Source organism: Paraburkholderia sp. EG287B (assembly GCF_040965595.1).
Classification (GTDB): Bacteria; Pseudomonadota; Gammaproteobacteria; order Burkholderiales; family Burkholderiaceae; genus Paraburkholderia.
The window spans coordinates 215794-241113 of the sequence record NZ_JBFRCG010000004.1; the positions used below are offsets into that span (position 1 = coordinate 215794).

A 25320-nucleotide genomic window follows, 5' to 3' on the forward strand; every position below is an offset into this window, starting at 1 on the left:
GCGGTCTCCTCGTAGCGGGAATTCAGTGCCCGATTTTCATGCGTCGCTCATGCCTCGTTCACGCGCGCGCCGCGATACTGCGCTGCCGCGTGCGAGGCCGGCAGGCGCGCGCCGCCGGAGAGCTTTTCGCGCAGGGTGCCCTCACGATACGCGCTTTTATAGGCGCCGCGCGTTTGCAGTTCGGGCACCAGCAGTTCGACCACGTCGTCGAAGCATTCCGGCACCACCGTGCGCGAGAGATTGAAGCCATCCACGCCGGCCGTTTCGCTCCACTCGATCAAGGTTTGCGCGATGCGCTCGGCCGATCCCACCCACGGCGCCTGGCGGCTGCCGAGGACCATCTGCTCGAGCAGCTTGCGGCGCGTCCATTGCGGCCCGGCGCTGCGCGTCATGGCTTCGACGTTGGACACGATCGCCTGGCTCCTGCCCGCCTCGATGGGCTCGTCGAGATCGTAACGCGCGAAGTCGATGCCAAGCGACGCCGCCGCGTGCGCGAGCGCCGCTTCCGAGCTCACGTAGCGCCGGTACTCGTCGAACTTCTCGCGCGCTTCGCTATCCGTGCGTCCGACGATCAGCGTCGCGCCCAGAAAGACCTTCACGTCGTCGGCCGCGCGCCCGAGCTGCACGGCCTGCGCCCGAATGTCCCCGACGATCTCCTTCACGCCTTCCATCTTCTGACCATTGATGAACACGCATTCGGCGTGCGTCGCGGCAAAACGCCTGCCGCGCGTAGACGATCCCGCCTGGTAGAGCACCGGCGTGCGCTGCGGCGACGGCGCGCATAGATGCATCGCATCCACCTTGTATTGCGGCCCGCGATGATGAATCATCCGCACGCGCGCGGGGTCGGCGTAGATGCCGCCGGCGCGGTCATTGATAACCGCGTCGTCGTCCCAGCTGCCTTCCCAGAGCTTGTACACGAGCGCCATATATTCGTCGGCCAGATCGTAGCGGTCGTCGTGAGCGTTCTGGCCGTCCATGCCGATGGCGCGGGCCGCGCTGTCGAGATAGCCCGTCACGATGTTCCAGCCGATGCGCCCGCCCGTGAGATGGTCGAGCGTGGACATGCGCCGCGCGAACAGAAACGGCTGTTCATACGTGAGATTGGCTGTCACGCCAAAGCCCAGATGCTGCGTCACCGCCGCCATGGCGGGGATGACGAGCGTGGGGTCGTTCACGGGCACCTGCACCGCGCCGCGCAACGCGGCGTCGGCATTGCCGCCGTAGACGTCGTACACGCCGACGACATCGGCGAAGAAGATGCCGTCGAAGAGGCCCCGTTCGAGCGTCTTCGCGTAGTCGGTCCAGTACTGGAGTTCCGTATAGCGGCTCGACTGGTCGCGCGGATGTGTCCACAAGCCTTGCTGAATGTGGCCCACGCAGTTCATGTCGAAAGCGTTCAGACGGATTTCACGCGGCATGTCGGCTCCTTTTGGGCGCGCTCGATGCCATCTACTATAGTAGACGAACGGGTACTAATGAAACCTGGGATTGATCCGGTATTGCCGCGAAGAAGTCAGGTGAACTTTCCTTGCCGGGTTCACTGGATGTGATGGCACCCATCACGGATCGTCATTTGTCCCGGTCGACCGGGTGGCGTATGGTTTCCGGGACGAAGCGTTGCTGCTGGCGCGTGCAGCGTGGTCCCGTTATTTCCTGGCGATGCGATATTGGCAGATGAGCCGGCCTTCGCGTAAGCAGTGCTCGCTGACCGGGCGGCCGGTCGCCTCGGAAAAATACGCTGCGAGCGCTCGACATACGCATGGCGTTTCGCGCACCGCACCCGCGACCGGGCAGCTGTAATTGCGGACCATGATTGCATCGCCGTCGGGGACCGCTTCCGTGTGCGCGCCGAGCGCGTCGACGACTGCCATGGCGGCGGCCAGATCGGTCTTGAAGTCGCGTGATGCGGGCAGGCCGTTCTCGCGCGCAAGGCGGCGGCCCGTTTCCGTGAGGATTGCCTCGAGCTCACGGTCGTCGAAGCGATCCTTGAGTGTGGCGAGGAGGCCGAGCAGGAACCCCGGGTACGCGCTCGACGATGCATCTTCACTGCCCGGCGCGGCCTCGTAGAGGACTGCCGGTTTTCCCGGCGTCCCGGTTTGCAGCGATTTACGCCGTTGAACGAGTCCCTCCGCTTCCAGCTGCTTCAACTGCATGTTGATCGCCGTGCGCGTCACGGCCAGCCGTTCGCAGAGCTGGACGACAGTCAACGGTTCTCGTTGCAGCGCGCGCAAGACGTCGTTCTTGGTAGTCACGGGAAAGAGGTATGGATCAGCAGGCGTAGCGGGCGATTATAGCCTCGCCCAGGACGGGACCATATTAACCATAATGACATATATAATTGTCATTATTGTCGATATCAACTAGACTTGCGCTGTCTCGCCCAGCCCACATCCAACCGAAGAGTCCCCAGCATGAACCGATCCGTGCCCCGTTTTTCGTTAGCGATCCTGTTAGCCCTGTCGACGGGGCAAGCCGCGACTGCCCAGACAGCGGCATCCCCGCCCGCTCAAAAGTCGACTCCGGTGCAACTCGTCGACGCCCTGAACGGTGTATTCGGCAAGCATCCGGACGCGCGGGCGGTGCATGCGAAAGGCATCGTGCTCGAAGGCACCTTCACCCCCAGCGCGGCCGCGCCGGGGGTGAGCAAGGCACCGCATTTCCAGACCGCGGTTCCGGTCGTCGTGCGGTTTTCGAACTTCGCCGGCATCCCGGATATCGCCGACGACCATCCTCTCGCGTCGCCGCGCGGCATGGCCATCAAGTTCAAGCTGCCGGACGGCAGCGACACCGATATCGTCGCGCACTCGTTCAACGGATTTCCTTCCGCGACGGCCGACGATTTTCGCGATCTCCTGATTGCCCTTGGAACGAGTGGCCCGAACACACCGAAGCCGACTCCGCTGGACGCCTATCTGGGCAGCCATCCGGTGGCAAAGGCATTCCTCACCGCCCGCAAGCCATTCCCGCGCAGCTATGCGTCGCTGCCCTACTTCGGGGTCAACACGTTCAGGTTCATAGATTCGAAGGGCGTCGTGACGTACGGGCGCTATCAGATCGTGCCGGTTGGCGGCGAACACTACCTGGCGGATGCCGACGCAGCAAAGAAGGCGCCGGATTACCTGCAGTCGGAAATCCGCCAGCGCGTATCGCGTGCGCCGGCGCAGTTCCGTCTCGTTCTGCAGATCGCTCGAGCGGGCGACAAGCTCGACGATCCGTCCGTAGCGTGGTCGAGCGCGCATCGCACCGTGGAACTGGGCACGATCTCGATCACGAAAGCGGTGGCGGACAATCAGGCGGCCCAACGTAGCCTGCTGTTCCTTCCCAACGCCTTGCCGCCCGGCATTGAAGTGGAAGATCCGATGATCAATGCGCGTTCCGCTGCCTACCCGGTCTCGTTCGCCCGCCGCCAGCAATAATCGCCAACGCCGAAATTTGGTACTCAACTACGATTCATTTCGCCATCCTGAACAGATAGGTCCGTCACGATGAATATCACACTGGTTCCCGGCAATACGCTCATCACCGCGACACCGGAAGAAGGGCGCCAACTCGCCATCAAGATGGCGCGGTTAGTGATCAAGACAACCCAGCCGGATGAGGCTATCCGGGAGAAGCTGCGTGACGTGTATGCGAACGACGCGAGCATGCTGCTTCAGGTCGGGCACATCGTGGCGGCTGAGTTCGCCACGATTGCCGCAGCCAATCGCTACTGGCGCGAATAACCCTCTTCAACCCGAATCCCGGCACTCCAGGTCCGGCGGGCTGACGGAGTGCCACCCTGACGCTGTCCCACTCAAGGAGAAGTTCACATGCCAATGCTCAAATTCGACATCATCGAGGGCCGCACCGACGAACAGGTGCGTGCGCTCCTGGACGCCGCCCATGAGGCCATGGTGCAGGCCTTCGACGTACCCGTTACCGATCGCTACCAGAGCGTCACGCAGCATCGTCCTGGCGAGCTGGTGGTGGACGACACCGGACTCGGGTACACGCGATCGAGAGACGTCATCTTGCTGACGGCCGTGAGCCGCAAGCGCACCGAGCCGCAAAAGGTCGAGTTCTATCGCCTGCTCGTTGAAAAACTGCAAGCCCAATGCGGCATTTCGCCGGACGACGTCATCGTGTCGATCGTCGAGAACGACGACGCGGACTGGTCCTTCGGCCGCGGGCGCGCGCAGTTCATCACGCGGGAACTGACATGACGTCGTGAGGTCGGGGCTGCCGCAGTAGAACTGCGGCAGCAGTCGCGCACCAGCGAGAAGCCATTCAAAATCTCCGCGCCAAAGCGATACGCCACAAGCCGGCCCGTATAATCGACTCACCCCTGCCCAGACCGCCAATCTTCCAGGTATGAACCGACCGCTCACCGACCCCACCCCCGCCATTTCCACGCGCGTGCGCATCGAGCGCGAATCGCGCGGCTGGTCGCTCGCGGACATGGCCGAGCGCTCGGGCGTTTCCAAAGCGATGATCAGCAAGATCGAACGCGGCGAAGCGAGCCCCACCGCTACCGTGCTCGGCCGGCTTTCGGGCGCCTTTGGTCTGCAGCTCTCCATGCTGCTCGCGCTCGCCGAGCAAACCGGCGAGCGTTTGAGCCGCGCCGCCGATCAGCAGATCTGGCAAGACCCCGAAACCGGCTATACGCGCCGGGCCGTCTCGCCGCGCAACGGCGGCATGCTCGACCTCGTGGAGATCGCGTTGCCGGGCGGCGTTCGCGTTGCGTATCCGGCGTCGGCGTTCACGTTCCAGCATCAGCAGATCTGGGTGCGCAGCGGCACGCTGGTATTCGAGGAAGGCGAACAGGTCCACACGCTCGAAGCCGGCGACTGCCTGCAGCTCGGGCCGCCGGCCGACTGCGCGTTCTTCAATCCGGGCAAGGGCCCGTGCGTGTACGTCGTGGCGCTCGTGCGCCGCTGAATGCGAGTACGCGCCGCCGCGGCGGCACTCCTGCATCGTTGAATCGGCTATGGACGCGCCGGCATGGCCCAGGAACTTCCACATGGGCTCGCGCGGACGCCGCGCCTGAATATCGCGGCACGTTCGACAACTGACCGAGGGTGGGCGATCAGCCCTCCACCCGCGCCTTCACGATCCTCCCTCGCTGCAGCACGTATTCGATCCGCTCGCCCTCGCCGGCCACCACGCCGATGTCGGCAAGCGGATTGCCATCGAGCACGACCACGTCGGCAATTGCACCCGCTGCGATCACGCCCAGTTCGCCCTTCCTGTTCACGATTTCCGCAGCCACGCTCGTTGCCGAGCGCAGCGCCTCGAGATTGCCGAGCACTTCCGCGCGAATGCGGAACTCGCCGGTCTGGAACGCGTGCATCTCGCCGAGCAGGTCGGACCCGAACCCCATCTGCACGCCGGCCTTCGCGTAGATCTCGAGCGATTCGCGCCCCTTCTGCTGTACGGAAGCCACTTTGGCCACCGAATCCGCCGGCAGCCCGAACTGCGCGCCGTGCGCGGCCAGCGCGTCGTAGGTCACGAGCGTCGGCACGACGAACGCGCCGAACTCGCGCATCAACTGCGCCGCCGCTTCGTCCACGAGATTGCCGTGCTCGATCGTGCGCACGCCGCAGCGCACTGCGCGCGCGATGGCGCGGCCCGTATAGGCGTGCGCCATCACATAGGTGTTCGCCGCTTCGGCCTCCGCCACGATGGCGCGAATTTCATCTTCCGAGTACTGCGTATTGTCGATGGGGTCCGTCGGCGACGCCACACCGCCCGACGCCATGATCTTGATCTGCGTGGCGCCCTTCTGGATCTCCTCGCGCACGGCAAGACGCACCGCATCCACGCCATCCACCACACGCGCGATCGCGCCCGTGCGGAAGCAGCACGAGCACGGTTCGAGCAAATCGCCGCGCGGACGAAAATCGCCGTGACCGCCCGTTTGCGAGAGCGCCTTGCCCGAGGGGAAAATGCGCGGCCCGCGCACGAGGCCCGTTTCCACGGCCTGCATCAGGCTCCAGTCGGCGCCGCCCGCGTCGCGCACGCTCGTGAAGCCGCGCGAGAGCATGGCGTCGAGAATCGGCAGCGAGCGGATGGCCGCGAGGATATTGGGCTGCGTGGCGTTGGCGCCGAGATTCGCATTCGAGGCCAGCACGTGCACGTGGCAGTCGATCAAGCCCGGCATGACGGTCTTGCCCCGCACGTTGACCACGTTCGCGTTCGGCAGGTCGACGGGGCGATCGGTCACCTCCACGATGCGCTCGTCTTCAATCACGACGTGATGATGTTCGAGCAGCACGCCGCGCTCGAGGTCGAGTACGTTGCCGCCTTTTAGGACAGTGAGGGTCATTGTCTGGATTCCTTATAGAGTCGTTCAGTTCGCGCGCCGCATGTCCTTCACGAAGAAGGTGCCGACCAGGCTGATCGCGGCCGCGACGATCACATAGAGCGCGGGCGCCATGTTGCTGCCGGTACGTGCGATGAGCCACGTAATGAGGAACGGTGCGAAGCCGCCGAAGATCGTGACCGCGAAGTTGTAGGCCACCGAGAGACCAGTCGATAGCACCTTGGTCGGGAACAGCTCCGAGAAGGCGGCGAGAATCGGTCCCGTGTAGGCGGCGATCAGCACGCCGAACACGGCCTGAAACACGATGAGCGAGGCGAAGCCGGGCGCGCGGTTGATCCACGCGAACATGGGCCAGGCCAGCACGAGAATCAGCGACGCGGCGCCGCTCAGGAACACGCGCCGGCCCCACGCATCCGCCAGCTTGCCCACGATCGGCGCGCCGCACATGATCATCAGGCCGCCCACCATGCCCGCGGAAAAGCCCGTCGATTGCGGCAGATGCAGCGTGCGCACCGAATAGGTCGGCATGTAGAACAGCAGCACGTAAGTGCAGACCGTCCAGAGAATGACCATCGAGAAGCTCGCGAAGGTCTCGCGCGGGTAGCGCTCGAACACTTCCTTGAGGGGCGAATTGTCTTTCGCCTGCGCTTCCACGGCGCTGAACGCGGGCGTCTCGTCGATCTGGCTGCGGATGTAGTAGCCCACCGGACCCACGAGAATGCCGATCAGAAACGGCAGCCGCCAGCCCCAGCTATGCAGCGATTGCGCATCGAGCGACGCCGTGACGAACGTGCCCGTGGCAGCGCCCAGCAGCACCGCGAAGCCGATGCTCGACTGGATCCAGCTCGAATAGTAGGCGCGCTTGCCCGGCGGCGCGTACTCGGTAAGGAACGCCGTGGCCCCGCCCATCTCGCCGCCCGCCGAGAAACCCTGCAGCAGGCGCGCGAGCACGATCAGCAACGGCGCGGCAATACCCGCCTGCTCGTAGGTGGGCGCGAGCCCGATGAGCGCGGTGCCGAAGGCCATCAGCAGGATGGTGAGCGAGAGCGCTGCCTTGCGGCCCACCTTGTCGGCGTAAATGCCGAGCACGATGCCGCCCACCGGCCGCATGAAGAAGCCCACCCCGAAGGTCGCCACCGTGAGCAGCACGGAGGTCAGTTCGTTGCCGGTCGGAAAGAACAGCTTCGCGATGATCACGGCGAAGAAGCTGTACACCGTGAAGTCGAACCATTCGAGGCCGTTGCCCAATACCGTCGCGATGATCGCGCGGCGGCGCTGCTGCGCGGTCGTCGCGACACCTTCATGCGCGACGCGAGGTGAAAGCGTTCCTTGCATGGTCTCTTCCTTGTCAGATTAATCGTCGCTGCGCGCCAACGACTACGCGCCCGGAGCTGTCTTACATGCTCCTCATGCTAATGACAGCCCGATTAATTTCTGAAACGAAAGATTCGCATGCATGCATGCGCTGGGCGCATGCGAGGCGCCTGAGCGCCGCCTGGTCCTTCACACTGCCGTTTGCATCTCCACCTGCTCGAACAGCCAGCGCGTGAATAGACGCGCCGCCTGGTTCTGCGCGCGGTCGTTGGGCGAGATCACGTAGTAGCCGCCGCCGTGGCTCGCCGAGCTTTCGCCCACGCGCACGAGCAAACCGTCTTCGATGCACGCGTCGATCATGTAGCGCCAGCCGAGCGCCACGCCCTGGCCGAGTATGGCGAGCTGCACGAGCTGCGGATAGTGGTTGATCGTGATGCCCTGCGGGGTCTTCGGCATCGTCATGCCGTTCAGGTCGAACCATTCGGGCCACGACATCCACTGGCGCTGGCCGTCTTCGAGCAGCAGCAGCGTTTCGGCCGCCAGATCGGCAGGCGCGAGCGCGCGTCCCGCGAGATAGCCGGGCGAGCAAACGGGAAACACCTCTTCGTTGAAGAGGCGGCGCGCGGTGAAATGCGCGGGCGCCTGCTGGCGCACGTAGTACACGCCAACGTCGAACTCCGCGGGCGACATCGTGGCGAGCCCATCGCGCACGATCAGGCGCAGCTTGATGGTGGGATGTGCCTCGCGGAATGCGGGCAGACGCGGCGTGAGCCACAGCACCGCCACACCCGAGGAGCACGCAATGGTCAGTTCGAGGTCGCCATAGTGCTTCATCACGTCGAAGGTGGCTTCGGCGCATTGCGTAAGGAGCCGTTGCACCTGCCCCGCATATTGTTCGCCCGCTATCGTGAGGCGCAGCGAGCGGTGCTCGCGCACGAACAGCGAGCGGCCCAGAAACTCTTCGAGTTGCTGGATCTGGCGGCTGATCGCGCTTTGCGTGAGGTGCAGTTCGGCGGCCGCGCGCGTGAAGCTGGCGTGACGCACGGCGGCTTCGAACGCGACGAGGCAGGGCAGCGGAGGCAGAGGCGTGATGCGCATGGAATGACTCGGGCGGGTCGTGTCAGGGAGATGTTGCCATACATCTCACGGCGGCAGCCTCCAGCAAAAACGGCACGCGCACCAGGTTGCGCGTGCCTGCCGCGAAAAAAACTTACTATTGCGTTGAATCTCTGCGCAACCAAGGGGGCGAAGATGAGTTCTGCCGGGAGTGGGGCTAGCGGTGCGGGCGCAGTGCAATGGCACGCCATGCCCGCCGCCGAGATCGAGCGCCAGCTCAACGTGAATCCGTCGCAAGGGCTCGACGTGGCGGACGCCGCACAGCGCCTCGGCACCTATGGGCCGAACGTCCTGCCCCAGGGCAAGAAAAGCGGCCCCTTCGTGCGGTTCCTCGCCCAGTTCAACAACGTGCTCATCTACGTGCTGCTCGCGGCGGGCTTCATCAAGCTGATGCTGAGCCTGTGGCTCGACGCCTCGATCATCTTCGCGGTGGTCATCCTCAACTCGCTGCTGGGCTTTCTGCAGGAAGGGCGCGCCGAGAAAGCGCTCGACTCGATTCGCAACATGCTCTCCGCGGAAGCGCGCGTGCTGCGCGCCGGCGAGGTGCGCCTCGTTCCCGCCGACGAGGTCGTGCCCGGCGACATCGTGCTGCTGGAATCGGGCGACAAGATCCCCGCGGACATCCGCCTCGTGGAGGCGCGCAACCTGCGCACGGAGGAGGCGGCGCTCACGGGCGAATCCGTGCCTGCGGAGAAGAACACCGACGCGGTGCCCGCGCATGCCACCGTGGGCGACCGCGAGAATATGGCCTTTTCCGGGACGATGGTCCTCTCGGGCCGCGCGACCGGCATCGTCGTGGCGACGGGCAGCCAGACGGAGCTTGGCCGCATCAACCAGATGCTGGCCGAGGTCAGCGCGCTGGAAACGCCGCTGCTACGCCAGATCAAGAAGTTTGGATACGTCAATACGATCGCCATCGGCATCATCAGCGTGCTGCTGTTCGCATGGGGCCACTGGCTCGGCCACATGACCTTCATCCAGTTGTTCCAGGCCGTAGTGGGCATCGCGGTCTCGGTGATCCCGGAAGGGCTGCCGGCGCTCATCACCATCACGCTCGCCATCGGCGTGCAGCGCATGGCGAAGCGCAACGCCATCATCCGCCGCCTGCCCGCGGTCGAGACGCTGGGTTCCGTCTCGCGCATCTGCTCGGACAAGACCGGCACGCTCACACTCATGGAAATGATGGTGACCTCGGTCGTGACGGCCGACGCGCCCTATGAAGTGACCGGCGACGGCTACGCACCCGAAGGCGAAGTCCGCGCGGGCGGCAAGGCACTCGGCGCCGAACGGCCGGAGGTGCTCACGCTCATGGGCCGCGTATCCATGCTGTGCAACGACGCCAGCCTCTTCGAAGAAGACGGCAAATGGAAAGTGGAAGGCGACCCGACCGAGGGCGCGCTCTACCCGTTCGCCGGCAAGCTCGGCATGGACCGCGCTGCCGAAGCCGCCGCCGCGCCGCGCATCGACGGCATTCCCTTCGAGTCCGAGCACAAGTTCATGGCCACACTGAACCGCTCGGCGCAAGGCGAGATGCTGCTCGTGAAGGGCGCGCCGGAAGTGATCATCGAAAATTGCGACCGCCAGCAAACGGCAAACGGCCCCGCGCCGCTCGACCGCGAGCGCTTTGCGCGCGAAGGCGAGCGCCTTGCCTCCCAGGGCGAACGCGTGCTGGCGCTCGCGTGGCTGCCCGATCCCGGCCTCGAAGTGGGCAACCTCGGCCCCGAGGACCTGCCGAAGACGCTCGTGCTGCTCGGTCTCGTGGGTCTCATGGACCCGCCGCGCAAGGAGGCGATCGACGCGGTGCGCGAATGCCACGGCGGCGGTATCCGCGTGACGATGATCACGGGCGACCACAAGGTCACGGCCGCCGCGATCGCGGGCATGCTCGGCATCGGCGACGGCAAGACGGCCGTGGCCGGCACCGAGATCGAGGCGATGAACGACGCCGCCTTGCAGGAATGCGTGCGCGACGTGGACGTATTCGCGCGCGCGAGCCCCGAGCACAAGCTGCGGCTCGTGAAGGCGATCCAGGCCAACCGGCAGGTGGTCGCCATGACGGGCGACGGCGTGAACGATGCGCCCGCGCTCAAGAAGGCCGATATCGGCGTGGCAATGGGCATCAAGGGCACCGAAGTCACGAAGGAAGCCGCCGGCATGATCCTCGCCGACGACAATTTCGCCTCGATCTCGGCCGCAGTAAAGGAGGGGCGCACGGTCTACAACAACATCGAAAAGGCCATGCTCTTCATGCTGCCCACCAATATCGCCCAGGGCGCCGTGATTGCCATCGCGATCCTGTTCGGCTTCGTGCTGCCGATCACCGCGCCGCAGGTGCTGTGGGTGAACATGGTCACGTCCGTCGCCCTTGGCCTCGTGATTTCCTTCGAGCCTCACGAGGACGACGTGATGCAGCGCCCGCCGCGCTCGATCGACCGGCCTATCGTCACACCATTCGGCGTGTGGCGCATTCTCTTCGTCGGCGCCACGCTCGTGCTCTATACGCTCGCCGCATTCTTCTGGATGAAGTCGCAGGGCGCGGCGGACTCGATGGCGCGCACGGCCGCCGTCAACGCCATCACGCTGGGACAGGTATTCTATCTGCTCAACAGCCGCTCGCTGATCAATTCGGCGCTATCGGTACGCGCGCACATGGGCAACCCGTATCTCTGGTATGGCATTGGTGCCGTTATCGTGCTGCAGATCCTGTTCACCTATACGCTGCCCTTTCACGCCGTGTTCGATACCGAGTCCCTGCCGCTCTCGGCCTGGCTCTGGCTCGTGGCGGGCGCGATCCTGTTCTTCGTCGTGGTGGAGTTGGAGAAGCTCGTCATTCGTTCGATACCGTCGCTGAAGAAGTCCGTGAGCCCGCAACAGCGCGGCGCGCCAACAAGGCAGTACCATGACGCGTAGAATCGTTTCGTCCCGTCTCGAGAGCGAGGGCCCAATGCCATGCTGCCTGGTGCGAACCTGAACCTGGTCGAGGTGACCGGATTGCTGGTGGGCGGGCTTGCCCTGTTCCTGTTCGGGCTGGATCTGATGACCGGCGCGCTCAAAACGATTGCCGGCGCGCGCCTGCAATCGCTGCTGGGTTCGCTCACCGCCAACCGGTTTCGCGGCGTGCTCGCGGGCGCCGGCATCACGGCGCTCCTGAACTCGTCGACCATCACCACGGTGCTGCTGGTGGGCTTCGTTTCCGCGCGGCTCATGACGCTGATGCAGTCCATCCCGATGATCATGGGCGCCAATATCGGCTCGACGCTCACTGCGCAGATCATCGCGTTCAATATCTCCGCGCTCACGCCGTTCATGCTCGGCGGCGGCTTCCTGCTCTATGGCTTCGCGAAGCGCGAAACGCTGCGCGAACTGGGCGGCGCGCTGCTCGGCCTCGGCCTGCTGTTTCTCGGCATCGAAATGATGGGCAACGCGACCCGGCCCCTGCGCGATTACCAGCCGTTCATCGACGCGATGCAGAACATGCGCAATCCGCTCATCGGCATCGTGATCGGCGCGGTATTCACGGCCGTCGTGCAGAGTTCGGCGGCCACGCTCGCGATCGTGATCGCGCTCGGCAGCCAGGGGTTGATTCCGCTCGAATCGGGCATTGCGCTGATACTCGGCGCCAATGTGGGCACCTGTGGCACGGCGCTGCTCGCTTCAATCGGCAAATCGGCGGAGGCGGCGCAAGTCGGTATCGTTCACCTGATCTTCAACGTGCTCGGGGTACTGTTCTTCGCCTTCGTGATTCCGCAGTTCGCCGATTTCGTACGCATGATCTCCCCTTCCGCACCCGAGCTGACCGGCGCTGCGCGCCTCGCGGCGGAAACGCCGCGCCAGGCCGCCAACGCACACACCGTGTTCAGCGTGTTCAGTACCTTCGTGCTGATCTGGTTCACCGGGCCCATTGCGAAGCTCGCCGAACGCCTGGCACCGGCGCGCCGCGAAGGGTGGCAGGATCCCGGCGTGCCGCGTTACCTCGATGAAACGCTGGTCGAAATGCCTGCGCTCGCCATTGCCCGCGTGCAACTCGAACTGGCTTCGCTCGGCAAGCTCGTGCAGATTCTCGTCGAGCATAGCGCCACGCTTCTGGTCGAAAGCTCCACGCATGGGCTTTCCACGGTGACGAACGAGGACAAGGCGGCGGACTCGCTCAGCACCGCCATTCTCACCTATATCGGCAAGCTCTCCGACGCCGTGCAAAGCGACGACGAAGGCAGGCAACTGGTGGATCTCGCGCGAATTGCGACCTGCCTCGACGCCATCCGCGAAGTGGCCACCACGAGCATGCTCGCGCTGAGCCAGAGACGCGCCGCGCAAAGCGCGGACGTGACCGTGTTGGCGAACAACCCCGAGCTGGTGCAATTCGCCAGGTCCGTCATCGAGCGTTTCACGCTTGCCGTGCAGATGATCGCGCACCCGGAGGCCGACGTCGTGACGGGCATCGTCAACGCCAAGCCGGAAATCGAAGGCCAGTCCGACTCGGCGCGGCAGCACATCATGTCCGCGGTGCAGCTGCGCAACGAGGGCGCGGCGTTCATTTTCCGCTTCGCCAACGACGTAATCGAGCAGTTGAACGAGGTGGCGCGGCTCTCCCGCGCCATCGCCAAGGCCACGCGATGGCTGCACGATGTGAAAATGCTGGAACCTGAAAGCGCAGAGGCCGTGGCCGAACCCGAGGCAGAAGCTCAGGCGTGAAGACGCGGCACGCGCGTGCCGAGCGTTGCCTTCAACGCGCAGCGCCCGAGGTCAGCGCATGGGGATTGCTCGTGGGCACCGCTTCGAGAAAGCCGCGCCCCATCTCCGCCTCGAAGCGCGAAGCGCTCCCCTCCCAGACGATGCGCGCATGCTCCAGCACATAAACGCGGTCCGCGTGCGGCAGGGCGAAGCGAACGTTCTGCTCGCCCAGCAGCACGGTAATGGGCGTGGACTGCTGCAGCGCATCGAGCGCTTTCGAAAGCTGTTCGAGGATCACGGGCGCGAGCCCGAGCGTCGGCTCGTCGAGTATCAGCAGCCTGGGCTGGGGCATGAGCGCACGCGCAATGGCCAGCATTTGCTGCTCGCCGCCCGAGAGCGTGCGCGCGGTTTGGCCCTGGCGCGACTTGAGGATCGGAAAGAGGTCGTAGAGCCACGTGAGCTGCTTCTTGCGCACGTCGTCCGATAGATGATAGCCGCCGAGTTCGAGATTCTCGCGCACCGTCATGTCGCCGAACAACTCGCGCGTTTCCGGGCATTGCACGAGGCCCGCGCGCGACACGGCCGCGCCGCTCATGCCCTTCAGGTCGCGGCCGTCGAAGCGGATCGTCCCTTTGTACGGCAGCAAACCCGAGAGCGCGTTGAAGAGCGTGGTCTTGCCCGCGCCGTTCAGGCCCACCACCGATACGAACTCGCCCTCGCGAACATGGAGGCTCACGCCGTCGAGCGCGCATGCCTTGCCGTACAGCACGCGTACGTCGGAGACCTCGAGGATGGCGCGCTTCTCTTCGCCCGCAAAGCTCGCGCGCTGACGCAGTTCCAGCTTGCTGCCCAGATACACGCGGCGCACGGTTTCGTTTTGCATCACTTCTTCCGCGGTGCCTTCGGCAACGTGCTCGCCGAGGTACATGGCGAGCACGCGGTCGGCGAGCGCTGAAAGGCTCTTGACGTTGTGATCGACCAGCAGCACCGCGTGGCCCTCCGCGCGAAAACCGCGGATCAGCTCGGAGAATGCCTCCGATTCCGCAACCGTGAGTCCTGCGAAGGGCTCATCGACGAGCACGACCTGCGGGTCGCGCGCAATCGCTTTCGCCATTTCCATACGGCGCAGGTCCGCGAACGGCAGCGTGGCGGGATGCCGGTGCATGACGGCGGCCAGACCCACGCGCGCGGCAATTTCCTGCGCGCGCTGATGCACATGCGGCTCGGCCGCGAGCTTGACGAGCGAGTCTGGCAGCAGCGCGAGCTTGATGTGCTCCAGCACCGTTTGCCGATGCAGGGGGCGCGAGTGCTGGAACACGATGCCCACGCCGGCGCGCGCGATGCGGTGCGGCGCCCAGCCGGCCATCTCCACGCCGTTCACCTTGACCGAGCCCGCGTTGGGCCGCTCGATGCCCATGATCAGCTTCATCACGGTCGACTTGCCGGACCCGTTGGGTCCGATCAGGCCCAGGATCTCACCGGGCCGGATGTCGAAGCCAATGTCCTTCACCGCGACCAGACCGCCAAAGCGCTTGGTCAGCCCGCGAACGGAGAGCAGCGGCGTGTCGTTCATTGGCGTTCCCTCGTCCGCAGCAGGTTGCCGAGCAAACCGTCCGGAAAGAACAGCAGCGCCGCGAGCGCCACCGCCGCGACAACGAACGTGTTGAGCTGGCCGAGCGGACGCAGGAACTCGCCGGCCACGATCAGGAAGATCGATCCGAGCACGGCGCCGAGTATCGTGCGGCGCCCGCCGAGCACGGCCGCGATGATGATCTGCACGCCGACGCTCAAGTCCACCACCGTGCTCACCGAAGCCGTGCCTTGATAGAACACCAGCATCGCGCCCGCCACGCCCGAAAACACGGCGCTGATGCAAAAGGCCACGAGCTTGTGCCGCGTGACGTTGAAGCCCAGCGCCTGCGCGCCGGTGGCGTCCTGGCCGCTGGCCTGCAGGATGAGGCCGATGGCCGAGCGGGAGAGGCCGAACAGCAGGATCGCGCAAACCACCAGAAACGCGAGCGCGATCCAGTAGTTGTGGTTGGCGTCGACGGACATCACGTCCGGCACCATCATGCCGATCTCGCCGCCCGTCACGCCCGCGAAAATCACGATCGCGTTCTGCAGCAGCAGCACCGCCACGAGCGTGACGAGGCCGAAGTACGGACCGCGCAGCCGCAGCGCGGGGACCGCGAGCAGCAGGCCGCCCAGCAGCGCGAAGAGGCCGCCCGCGATTACGCAGACAGGAATCGGCAGCCCCCAGTGGGCATCGATGATGGCCGCCGAATAGGCGCCGAGGCCGATCAGGAACGTCGGGCCGAAATTGACCTCGCCGGCAAAGCCGAACAGCAGATCCCACGACATCGCGAATACGCCGAAGTAGTACGCGACCGTGAGCACGCCGAGGATATACCCCGACATCCACCAGGGCAGCGTGGCCGCCGCGACGGCGAGCAACACGGCCACCCATACCCCACGCGAACGAAGAAGACCGGACATGTCGATGTGCTCCCTTCGCTCGGTTAGCGACGTCCCAGGAAGCCCTGGGGCCGCACGTACACGACGAGCACCAGCAGCAGCAGCGCCGGAAGCGGCCGCAGCGTCGGCGCGACGAGATACGCGGTCACGGTCTCCAGATAGCCGACCACATACGCGGCCATCAACGACCCGGAAACGCTGCCGAGCCCGCCCAGCACGACGATGGAGAACGCGCTCGCCGTGAGCTGCCCGGCGTTGTTCGTGCTCACGCCGAGGAACGACGCCAGCAGCACGCCCGCAATGCCCGCCAGCACGCCGTAGATGGTCCATGCGAGCAGATAGATGCGCGAGAGTTCGAAGCCGAGCAGCGTGAGGCCGCGCGGATTCATCGAGGCGGCGAGCAGCGCCTTGCCCGCGCGCGTGCGATTCACGAACAGCCAGAGGAGACCGATCACGGCCCAGCAGACCACGGCGATCATGATCTCGTTGAACGGCACGCGCACGCTGCCGATCATCGCCACGCCGCTGATGAGCGGGCGCATCGTCACCGGGTTGTCGGTGAAGAGCCAGGCCATGCCCTGCTGGATCATGATGCCCCACAGCAAGGTGCCGGTGAGCACGAAAATTTCCTTCTCTTCGCCCGGAATCGCCGCCGAACGCTGGATCGGCCGCACCACCATCAGGTAGGTGACATAGGCCGCGATGAGACCGGCGACCACGCCAAGCAGCGTGCCGAGATAGGTGCCGAGGCCCGCCTCGCCCGCGAGCATCCAGCCCATCAGCGCCGCGACGAGCATCACGCCGCCATGTGCGAGATTCAAGATGCCGGAGACGCCGAAAATCAGCGTGAAGCCGATGGCGCCGAGCGCGTAGAGCGAACTGATGGCAAAGCCGTCGATGAGGATCTGCAAGAGCAGCATGTCCGGCCTTTCAGGTGGGTTGGTGTGTCGCAACAAGCGCCGTGCGGCCCATCGTCAGACGAAGGGCCGCACGGCGCGACGCACTACGACGCTAGTTCGCGCTAGCTTGCTGGAGCTTGATGAAGGTCGGGAACTTGACCTTGCCGTTCGCAACGGACTTGGGCCAGATCGCGATCTGCTTGCCGTCCTGCCACTGCAGGTTGATGCCGGTGATATAGCCCGGGCCGTATTTGAGCGCGTGCGTGAACTGGTCGTCCTTGCCGTAGAACTGCCAGCGCCCGATCGTGCCTACGTAATCCGTCTTCTCGAGCGCGGCGACCATCTGGTCCGGATCGGTCGAGCCCTTGTTGCGCTTGATCGCATCCGCGAGGATGTACACGAGGTCATAGGTCGAGAAGCCGCAATACGCGGGCGATACGCCGAACTTCTTCTGGTAGGCATCCGCGAAGGGCACCGTCTTCGGCGTGATCGCCACGCCCGGCGCCGCAGCGGAAGCCGTGATCACGCCCTCCGTCGCGCCGTTCGTGTCTTTCCAGAAGCTCGTGGTCGTGGCCTGCGAGCTTTGGCCCGACATCGGGATCGGCACCTGCTGATCGTGCCATTGCACCGTCGGCTGTACGCCCACGTGGCTGATGCCCGTGGTGATCGTATCGGGGTGCCTGGCCTCGATCTGGTTGAAAATTGGTGTGAAGTCCGAAGTATCCGGATTGAAGCGGATATGATCGACCACCTTGAGCCCGGCCTTGGGCAGGCATTCCATGAAGCGCTCGTCGAGCGGCTTGGTCCATGCGGCGTCCTCGCTCATCACGACCGTCGACTTCATCTTGAACTGGCCGACGAGAATATCGTGCGAGAAATCGCAGATCGACTGCGCGATGAACGCCGAAGTCATCCAGCCGTGGAACGTGTACTTGTAGTGGTCGTAGTCGTCGTGGACGTGCTTCGAAATATCGTTGCTCGCGGCGCCCGGCGTGATAAAGGGCATTTTCAGGCGCGCCGACCAGGGTTCCATGGCGAGCGCCACTTCGCTGATATAGCTGCCGATCACGGCAACCACCTTGTCCTGGGTCGCGGCGCGCTGGAACGCGCGCACGCCGTCCGAGGCCGACGAGTGGTCGTCGTACGCGATGATCTGGATGGGCCGGCCATCCACGCCGCCGCTCGCGTTGATCTCGGCCGCGGCGAGCTGCGCCGCCTTGCTGATCGAAGCGCCCGCCACCGCGGACTCCTCGCTGATCACGCCGATCTTGATCGGCTCACCCGCGGCATGCGCACCGGCCGCGAGGCCCAGCCCTGCCGCCACCATACCCGTCGCCGCTACGCGATGAAGGTTTCGCCACACGCCGTTACTGGACATCATGCATCTCCGATTCGCCAGCATCGTTGAGGAACATCTGCCCGCCACATTGCTGCTTTGAAGAATGTGCCCACAACAGTATCACCAGCCTTTACGCGCTCAATCGGGAAAAACGATGACAGGTAACATACGGATAAGGTGCTGATTTTATGGTGCAAAGCGGCAAGAAAACGCGTTTCCCCGTGCGGCTGCGCACGCGAGGCGCAGCACTTCGGACGCGTTCGGGATTGCCGTGCGATACCGTCTATTCGACCTTCACCCACACCCGTTCGGAAATGCATTCTTTACCGGGCCGCGAGCAGGCAGTGTCGTGATATGCAGATATTTGCCGTCGATTCTGAAACGGCTCACTCGCGGTGCTTGCCCCAGCGCCAGCGTGGCGGCTCGCCCTTGAGCCAGCAGATCACCGAGAGTGCGACAGTGGCGAGTATCGCGAGGCCCGCAAACGCATACGGATGCCCGTGCGGTTCAAAGAAAACGGCGATCAAACAGATCGAGACGACATACACCACGAGTACCACCCACCCCTGCCAGGTGAGCGGAAGTCCCCAGCCCCAGCCATAGCGTTTGGCTCGAAACCAGTATTTGCCAGTGCCTGTCATTTCCCCCTCTCCCACGCCTGACCTGATGCGCAGCGTCAGGCCGATGCAGTATGGCACACGGCCTCGACCCGGTTGCCGGCCGGATCGATGAGAAAGGCGGCGTAATAGTCGGCGTGATAGTGCGGCCGCAAGCCCGGGTCGCCATCCGACCGTCCGCCCGCCGCGAGACCGGCGGCATGGAACGCATCGACCTGCGAGCGCGTCGCGGCCTTGAAGCACCAGTGCCGCTTGTTCGGCTCGATGGCGCCGGCATCCAGATAGATGGAAAGATACGAAGACTGCGTTTCGGCCGCGTCGCAACGCTCACCGTAGCCGAGCGCGTTGGGGCGGTCGTAGACCTTCAGCGCACCCAACGCATTCATGATCGCATCGTAGAAGGGACGCGCTGCGTCGAGATCGGGCACGCCGATCGAAACGTGATCGAGAAGCTGCATGGTGCTGGAAGTCCGCAGTCGTGAAGGCACGACTATAACCGGCGCATCACACCATGCAGCGTTTGCCTTACCCCGCGTGACCGGTGCGGAACACCGAAACCGCTGCATTGAGCCGGTGCGCTTCGTTTTCGAGCGACGATGCCGCGGCCGTTGCCTGCTCGACGAGTGCCGCGTTCTGCTGGGTCACGAGGTCCATCTGTCCCACGGCGATGTTGACCTGATCGATGCCCGTGCTCTGCTCCGCCGCCGCCGATGCGATCTCGTTCATGATCGCGCTGACACGCGCGATCGCTTCGACGATTTCGCTCATCGTCGAGCCCGAGCGCTCGACGAGGCCCGCGCCCGTTTCCACGCGCGAGGTCGACGACTCGATCAGTTCCTTGATCTCCTTGGCCGCCGCGGCGCTGCGCTGCGCCAGCGAGCGCACTTCGCTCGCCACCACCGCGAAGCCGCGCCCTTCCTCGCCCGCACGCGCCGCTTCCACAGCCGCGTTGAGCGCGAGAATGTTGGTCTGGAACGCAATCGCCTCGATCACACCGACGATCTCGCCCACGCGCCGCGAGTCGCCCACGATGTCCTGCATCGTGCCGACCACTTCGCGCGAGAGCGCGCCGCCCTGCGCGGCGAGGCCGGAAGCGCCCTCGGCGAGCGTGCTGGCCTGGCGTGCGTTTTCTGCGGTCTGCTTGACGGTGGAGGTCAGCTCTTCGATGCTCGCCGCCGTTTCCTCGAGCGAGGCGGCCTGCTCTTCGGTGCGCTGCGAAAGATCCGTATTGCCCGCGGCGATCTCGCTCACGCCCTTGTCGATCGACAGCGCGCCTTCACGCACGCTGCTGACCGTCTTGATGAGTGCATCCTGCATCTGCCGCAGCGCGGCCTGCAGGCGGCCCATTTCGTTGTTGCTCGTCGTCTGCACCGTGCCGCTCAGGTCGCCGGCGGCGATGCGCTGGAACTGCGCGATGGCCGCGTCCACGGGATGCACGATCGCGCGCATGAGCGCCGCGCGGCCGATCCACGCGAACAGCAACGAGAGCACCATGCCCACGCCCACGGCGACGCTCACCGCATTGAAGCGGTCCTGCGCTTCCTGGTAGCGCTGCGCGCCGAGGTCGATCTGGCGCTTCTCGAGCACGAGCATCGCCTTTTCGTAGTTGCTGTAGAGCGACGGCAGCTTGTGGCCCTGCAATTCCTGGAACGCGGTCTTGTCACCGGCCTTGAGCGCCGCCAGCGCCGGCTCGACGCCATCGTGCAGGAAGCTGTTGCGCTTGGCCTGCATGTCGGCGATCAGATCCTGCGCCTCGCCTTCTCCGCTCGCAATCGACAGATAGTGGTCCAGACGCTCGTTCGAGTTCTTCAGGTATTGATCGAAGCGCTTGAGCACCGCGTCCGCGGCATCGTGGTCGCCGAGATCGGACAGCGATGCGTTGGTGGCGAGCGCAAGGCGCAGACGCAGCAACTGGCCGGCGCTGCCTTCGAGGTCGGCGACGGCCGGCGTATTGACGGTGTACATGGTGCGCAGCGACTCGTTGCCCGCTCGCATCGACAGGAGTCCTGTGGCGGCGCCGACGATCAGGACGACGCCAAAGAAGGCGATCATCAGGGTCAGGCTCGCGCGTATCGACAGCTTGTGAAGCATTCCTGGTCTCTCTCCGTGGGGCGCGCGGCTCTGGAGGCCGCGCGTGTCCCAGTCGTTTTTCATCGAATGTTCCGGTGCGCCTACCCAGTGCAGCCCTTGCGTTCAGGCTGATTAAGCGCCCAGTACATAACAACGGCAGGAGAGCGTGCGAACTTTATGGTTTACAGCAAAGAAGCACGACCGTTAGCAACGCTTCGTAATACAGACCCATATGTGGGATGCATGCGAGTCAATCCGCATCACGCGCTGGCTTCGTGTGCGCCCGCTTCGCCCTCGTCCACCGGCACGAGATAGCGCAGCACGTCGCGCCAACTCACGATGCCCACGGGGCGAAATTCGGCATCCACGATGGGGATGCACGAAATCTTGTTGGAGAGAAAGAGGGCCACGGCGTCGGAGAGGCTCGACTCGGGTCGCAGCGTGAGCGGCTTGCGGCTCATGATCTGGTGCACGCGCTTGTTGAGCGTGCCGAGGTCGCGCGCGGATTCGACCACGCTGTCGATGAACGGGCTGATCGCGCGCAGCAGGTCGCGATCGGAAACGACGCCTTGCAGCTTGCCGTCTTCGACCACGAGCAGATGGTGAAAGCTCGCTTCCGCGAAGATCTCGCGCACCGTCGCGAGCGTGTCGTCGAAACCGACGGTAACGACACGGCTCGTCATGAATTTCTCTACTTGCATACCTTCCAGACCTGAATGGGTTCGACGTCCCGAGCCGGCCTGTGCGCAGCGGATTCCGGCGGCGGCTCGGGGCTTCAGCCCGTGATATCGACCGCAGGCGCGTAAATCTTCAGTCTGGAAAACGGCGTGGGGCCCGCACACGGCGCGCCCCACCTGTTTCATGCGTTTGTCATGCTTCGAGCGCGAGCGTCGCGAAGGTGGCGAGCCAGTGCTCGCCCATATAGTCCCCGGCCACATGGTCGAGCGCGCTGGCCAGATGCAATTGCGCGGCATCGTTGAGGACGGCCACGCGGGCGTCACCCGCGGGCAGCGCGCGTGCAAGTGAGCGCTGACACCACGCGCGGCTCAGGTTCAGCCCGTCGAGGTGGGCGATCTTGCCGTCGCTGCGGTCGGTCACGGTGGCCGGCGTGAAAAGCGTGACCGGTTCTTGCACCGCGAGGTTGGGCAAGAAGCGCGTGAACCACGGCTCGAAATCCTGCGCGCTCAGTACGCGGCTCATCAGCAGGGCCACGCTCAGCGCGGGCGAGAGGAACTCGTCGCCGCCCGGCTCCCACGCCTGGCAGCCCGCGTCGTTCGTATGCCAGCGCGTGGCGGTGTCTTCGATCAGCGTCGCCAGCGCCGGACGCGACGTGGCTTTCGCGAAGTCGTACGCGAGCGTGAGCGCGAACGCCGTATTGAAGTGAGTGCCCACTCGCAACGGATAGGTCGCCTTCGGCAGGAATTCCTCGAAACGCTCGACGAACCAGTCGGTGAGCGGCGCCAGCGCCGCCTGCCAGCGCGCGGCCTGCGGCAGCTTCATCGACTCGACCAGCGCGTCGACCTGTGCCGCGAGCGCGAGCAGCCATGCCCAGCCATAAGGGCGCTCGAAACCGCGGTTGTGCGCGAGCGTGAGGTAGGCCATCTCACCGGCCATTTTCTCCGGCGTGAAGTGCTCGTCGACCACGGCGACGATCTGCGGCCCCTCGGGCAGGTCGGGAAAGCGCTCCAGCAGATGCAGCACGAGCCAGTAGCCGTGCACGCACGAATGCCAGTCGTAGCTGCCGTAAAACACCGGGTGGAGCGCGCGCGGGCCCAGCACGTCCTGCGGGCCTTCGAGCGAGTGAGTCAGCTTGTTCGGGTACTCGCGCGTGAGGTGGGCAAGCGCGAGCGAGGCGAACTTCGAGGCATGGGCGGCGGTGAGGTGTGTGGTCATCGTGATCTCATCAGAACCGGAAAACGAAGGCGTACATCAGCAGCGTGTTGACGACGAGCAGCAGCACGGCGGTCGGCCATTGCGCCTTGATCACGCCGTTCTTGTCGCTCAATTCGAGCAGCGCCGCGGGGACGATGTTGAAGTTCGCGGCCATCGGCGTCATGAGCGTGCCGCAGAAGCCGGAGAGCATGCCGATGGCGCCAAGAAGCGCCGGTGTACCGTGGAACTGATGCACGATCAGCGGCAGGCCGATGCCGGCGGTCATCACCGGGAAGGCAGCGAACGCGTTGCCCATGATCATCGTGAAGAGGGCCATGCCGAAAGTGTAGGCGGCCACGACCGCGAACGCCGAATTCTGGGGAATCCAGTTCGTGACGAGTTCGGACACCACGTGGCCGACGCCCGCCGCGGCGAACAGCGCGCCGAGCGCCGCGAGCATCTGCGGCAGGATGGCGGCCCAGCCCACGGCGTCCATGGTGTGCCGTGCGCCCTTGAGCGCCTGCACGGGCGAATCGCGCAACATGACGAGCGCCGCGCCGAACGCAACGAGCGTGGCGATCACGAGCGAAATGAGCGTGACGTTCTTCGCTTCGACGAAGGGCGCGTACTTGAGTGTGAGCGTGCCGACGAGCGTCACCACCGGGATGAGCAGCGCCGGAATGAAGAGCCGGCTGCCGAAGCGCCGCGCCCCTTGCTCGCGGCGCGCCTCGGCTTTGGCATCGTCGTTGGCCGCGGGGCTGCGGCCCAGCTTGCCCGAGCCCGCGAGCAACGCGAGCGCGATGGCGAGACACCCCATCACGAAATGCGGCAGCAACGCCGCCGAACAGGAACGTCAGCGCATAGACGCCCCAGAACACGAAGTTGACGACGCGGCGCGGGTTCGCGCGGTCGAGCAGGTTGAAGAGGGCGAACGACGCGAACATCAGGCCCGCGACGACACGACGAGCAGCGCGTTCAGGCGCAATGCGAAACCGAACACGACGATCGGCACCCCTATCAAAACCAGCATCTCTCCTCCGCCTTATCGATTTCCGCCGGTCTCGTGGACCCGGCGCGCGCTGGCGCGCTTCCCCGTTGCGCCCAATTCAGCCCGGAAATCTATCACGACAATTTATCGATAAATAGTCGATGAAGTCTTTGTAAGGGAAGTCCCTGGGCGATGCGCGTCGCGTGAAGACGAATTGGTACCGCCGCGCTGTGGCGCGGAGTGGGCCGGGGGTGGGTGGGCCGGACAGTTAGTTGCATCTGCCGCGCCGGACTGGAATGCCTGCGCGGCAGGATTCAGATGTCGAGATCGAAAGCGTGTTGATCGTTTGCCGCTTGCGGTGCGTCGTGGAACGACAACTCGGCGCCAATGCGCTTGCCGCTGCGCACGCGGCTGATGGCATGCCGGAGGTTCACGCGGTAGTAAGCGCTGCTGCCCTTGAATGGCCGCTGGGCCGTGGCGATGATCGCCGCGTCGCCCAACCCGAGCGGGACGACCGTCGGGCGCGACTGCATGCGCGGACGCTGCTCGGTCAGCACCAGTTCGCCGCCCGTGAAGTCTTTCCCCGGCGCCGAGAGCAAGGCGACCACTTGCAGCGGAAATACATGCTCGCCGTCACTGCGTTGATGCAGCGCCAGATAGTCGTCGGTGCCTAGCCGGTTCAAATGCGACTGCGCCTGCTTTTGCCCCGCTCGCCGGTTGCGCTCCAGAAACTCATCCAGCGTCGCGGGGAATCGATAAGGCATGCCAAGCATCTCGTTCCATCGATTGGCAATGGGCGCCAACTGACGATAGAGGTCCACACGCCATTGCGCCCACGGCTGCGGGAGAGGCGTGCCGAAATACAGCAGATCGCCACGGCCGAGATCGAGCGAGTCGAGCGCAACGCGGCGCAATGCGGTCGATGTGCCGGCTTCGCGCGCGAGCCTGCGGGCTTCGTCCGCGCCGGCTAGCCGAGGCAGTACCGCATAGCCTTCGCTGTCCAGTCGCGCGGCGATTGCGCTCCAATCGAGCTTGTCGAATGGGTCGGCAGATGAAGTCATAGGCAAGGACATATTCATTTCAAAAGCCTGGGAGCGTTGCCGTTTGCGGAACGTCGCGCGTGGCGGGTATCGCCTTCTCGTGTTCGAGCAGCCAGCGCTTGCGATGCAGGCCCCACGCGTAGCCCTTCAACTCGCCGTTGCTGGCGATCACGCGATGGCACGGCACGACGATCGCGATGGGATTCGCGCCGTTCGCCGCGCCGATGTCGATCGCCGCGCGCGGGTCTTCGAATCCCAACGCTTTCGCGAGCTTGCCGTAGCTGGTGGTGGTGCCGGCCGGAATCTGGCGCAACGCGGCCCAGACCTTTTCCTCCAGGTCCGAGCCTGTCATGACGACCGGCAGAGAATCGAGCGCGGTCAATTCGCCCGAGAAATAACGCGTCATGGCGTCGGCGATCGAAGCCGGCGCGGCGGCGTCGATCCATTCGGCACTGTTGTGGCGTTCGCGCAAGCCACGATGCAGGCGCGAGCGGTGATCGGCGAATTCGAGCGCGTGCAGCCGCTGCTGCGCATCGCTCACCAGCATGAGGTCGCCGAGCGGCGACTCGATATGGCTGAGAAACAGGTGCATGATGCGTTCCTTCGCGTCGTACG

Annotated in this window: 22 protein-coding genes and 2 pseudogenes; 6 read left to right on the forward strand and 18 right to left on the reverse strand. The window is 64.9% G+C overall.

Going from position 1 to position 25320, the window contains the following annotated elements; all coding sequences use genetic code 11:
• Positions 1-47: 47 nt before the first annotated feature.
• Both AB4Y40_RS08535 and AB4Y40_RS08540 read right to left on the reverse strand, forming a co-directional pair.
• The gene (locus AB4Y40_RS08535) at positions 48-1421 is read right to left on the reverse strand and encodes an LLM class flavin-dependent oxidoreductase (RefSeq protein ID WP_368687304.1); all 1374 of its coding nucleotides are present in this window, start codon (positions 1419-1421) and stop codon (positions 48-50) included.
• A 228-nt stretch (positions 1422-1649) separates the two neighbouring features.
• Positions 1650-2255 carry a helix-turn-helix transcriptional regulator gene (locus AB4Y40_RS08540; RefSeq protein ID WP_368687305.1) on the reverse strand — a complete coding sequence of 202 codons (606 nt, stop codon included), beginning with the start codon at positions 2253-2255 and terminating at the stop codon, positions 1650-1652.
• A 114-nt stretch (positions 2256-2369) separates the two neighbouring features.
• On the opposite strand from AB4Y40_RS08540, the gene AB4Y40_RS08545 reads away from it, so the two are divergent.
• The 4 genes from AB4Y40_RS08545 to AB4Y40_RS08560 all read left to right on the forward strand — a co-directional run bounded on the left by AB4Y40_RS08545 (position 2370) and on the right by AB4Y40_RS08560 (position 4920).
• Positions 2370-3419: a catalase family peroxidase gene (locus AB4Y40_RS08545; RefSeq protein WP_368687306.1), complete on the forward strand. Its 1050-nt coding sequence runs from the start codon at positions 2370-2372 to the stop codon at positions 3417-3419.
• 69 nt (positions 3420-3488) lie between these two features.
• Positions 3489-3725, forward strand: coding sequence for a hexameric tyrosine-coordinated heme protein (locus tag AB4Y40_RS08550; RefSeq protein ID WP_368687307.1), 237 nt, complete (start codon positions 3489-3491; stop codon positions 3723-3725).
• Positions 3726-3812: 87 nt separating this feature from the next.
• Positions 3813-4205: a tautomerase family protein gene (locus tag AB4Y40_RS08555; protein ID WP_368687308.1), complete on the forward strand. Its 393-nt coding sequence runs from the start codon at positions 3813-3815 to the stop codon at positions 4203-4205.
• Between the two features lie 148 nt (positions 4206-4353).
• Positions 4354-4920, forward strand: coding sequence for a helix-turn-helix domain-containing protein (locus AB4Y40_RS08560; protein ID WP_368687309.1), 567 nt, complete (start codon positions 4354-4356; stop codon positions 4918-4920).
• A 148-nt stretch (positions 4921-5068) separates the two neighbouring features.
• Here AB4Y40_RS08560 and AB4Y40_RS08565 read toward each other — a convergent pair whose 3' ends face one another.
• From AB4Y40_RS08565 to AB4Y40_RS08575, 3 genes are all read right to left on the reverse strand, one after another.
• A complete protein-coding gene (locus AB4Y40_RS08565) occupies positions 5069-6307 on the reverse strand; it encodes an amidohydrolase family protein (protein ID WP_368687310.1) in 1239 nt (412 codons plus the stop codon).
• 24 nt (positions 6308-6331) lie between these two features.
• Entirely contained in the window at positions 6332-7639 is a 1308-nt protein-coding gene (locus AB4Y40_RS08570) for an MFS transporter (RefSeq protein WP_368687311.1), read from the reverse strand.
• 168 nt (positions 7640-7807) lie between these two features.
• Positions 7808-8716, reverse strand: a complete 909-nt coding sequence (locus tag AB4Y40_RS08575) for a LysR substrate-binding domain-containing protein (RefSeq protein WP_368687312.1) — start codon at positions 8714-8716, stop codon at positions 7808-7810.
• A 153-nt stretch (positions 8717-8869) separates the two neighbouring features.
• Here AB4Y40_RS08575 and AB4Y40_RS08580 point away from each other — a divergent pair, with 153 nt between their 5' ends.
• Together AB4Y40_RS08580 and AB4Y40_RS08585 are read left to right on the forward strand one after the other, a co-directional pair.
• Positions 8870-11644 carry an HAD-IC family P-type ATPase gene (locus tag AB4Y40_RS08580; protein WP_368687313.1) on the forward strand — a complete coding sequence of 925 codons (2775 nt, stop codon included), beginning with the start codon at positions 8870-8872 and terminating at the stop codon, positions 11642-11644.
• 39 nt (positions 11645-11683) lie between these two features.
• The gene (locus tag AB4Y40_RS08585; RefSeq protein ID WP_368687314.1) at positions 11684-13426 is read left to right on the forward strand and encodes a Na/Pi cotransporter family protein; all 1743 of its coding nucleotides are present in this window, start codon (positions 11684-11686) and stop codon (positions 13424-13426) included.
• Positions 13427-13457: 31 nt separating this feature from the next.
• On the opposite strand, the gene AB4Y40_RS08590 is transcribed toward AB4Y40_RS08585, so the two are convergent.
• The 13 genes and pseudogenes from AB4Y40_RS08590 to AB4Y40_RS08650 form a co-directional block, all read right to left on the reverse strand.
• Entirely contained in the window at positions 13458-14978 is a 1521-nt protein-coding gene (locus AB4Y40_RS08590) for an ATP-binding cassette domain-containing protein (protein ID WP_368687315.1), read from the reverse strand.
• Complete coding sequence (locus AB4Y40_RS08595) at positions 14975-15901, reverse strand: branched-chain amino acid ABC transporter permease (protein WP_368687316.1); 927 nt, start codon at positions 15899-15901, stop codon at positions 14975-14977. The genes AB4Y40_RS08590 and AB4Y40_RS08595 overlap by 4 nt, the downstream gene beginning before the upstream one ends.
• 23 nt (positions 15902-15924) lie before the next feature.
• A complete protein-coding gene (locus tag AB4Y40_RS08600; protein ID WP_368687317.1) occupies positions 15925-16800 on the reverse strand; it encodes a branched-chain amino acid ABC transporter permease in 876 nt (291 codons plus the stop codon).
• A gap of 91 nt (positions 16801-16891) precedes the next feature.
• Positions 16892-18157 (reverse strand): ABC transporter substrate-binding protein, encoded by a 1266-nt coding sequence (locus tag AB4Y40_RS08605; protein ID WP_368687481.1) that lies wholly within the window; start codon positions 18155-18157, stop codon positions 16892-16894.
• A gap of 347 nt (positions 18158-18504) precedes the next feature.
• Positions 18505-18759: a hypothetical protein gene (locus AB4Y40_RS08610; RefSeq protein WP_368687318.1), complete on the reverse strand. Its 255-nt coding sequence runs from the start codon at positions 18757-18759 to the stop codon at positions 18505-18507.
• Positions 18760-18794: 35 nt separating this feature from the next.
• A complete protein-coding gene (locus tag AB4Y40_RS08615) occupies positions 18795-19193 on the reverse strand; it encodes a VOC family protein (protein ID WP_368687319.1) in 399 nt (132 codons plus the stop codon).
• Positions 19194-19260: 67 nt separating this feature from the next.
• Positions 19261-20826: a methyl-accepting chemotaxis protein gene (locus tag AB4Y40_RS08620; RefSeq protein ID WP_368687320.1), complete on the reverse strand. Its 1566-nt coding sequence runs from the start codon at positions 20824-20826 to the stop codon at positions 19261-19263.
• Between the two features lie 239 nt (positions 20827-21065).
• Positions 21066-21506: a CBS domain-containing protein gene (locus AB4Y40_RS08625; protein ID WP_368687321.1), complete on the reverse strand. Its 441-nt coding sequence runs from the start codon at positions 21504-21506 to the stop codon at positions 21066-21068.
• Between the two features lie 169 nt (positions 21507-21675).
• The gene (locus tag AB4Y40_RS08630) at positions 21676-22698 is read right to left on the reverse strand and encodes a DUF2891 domain-containing protein (RefSeq protein ID WP_368687322.1); all 1023 of its coding nucleotides are present in this window, start codon (positions 22696-22698) and stop codon (positions 21676-21678) included.
• A 10-nt stretch (positions 22699-22708) separates the two neighbouring features.
• Positions 22709-23621, reverse strand: a pseudogene (locus AB4Y40_RS08635) (DUF979 domain-containing protein).
• 14 nt (positions 23622-23635) lie between these two features.
• A pseudogene (locus AB4Y40_RS08640) lies at positions 23636-23707 on the reverse strand (DUF969 domain-containing protein); the annotation flags it as partial.
• A gap of 272 nt (positions 23708-23979) precedes the next feature.
• The gene (locus AB4Y40_RS08645) at positions 23980-24726 is read right to left on the reverse strand and encodes a 2OG-Fe(II) oxygenase (RefSeq protein WP_368687323.1); all 747 of its coding nucleotides are present in this window, start codon (positions 24724-24726) and stop codon (positions 23980-23982) included.
• Between the two features lie 19 nt (positions 24727-24745).
• Complete coding sequence (locus AB4Y40_RS08650; protein ID WP_368687324.1) at positions 24746-25297, reverse strand: methylated-DNA--[protein]-cysteine S-methyltransferase; 552 nt, start codon at positions 25295-25297, stop codon at positions 24746-24748.
• Positions 25298-25320: the final 23 nt, after the last annotated feature.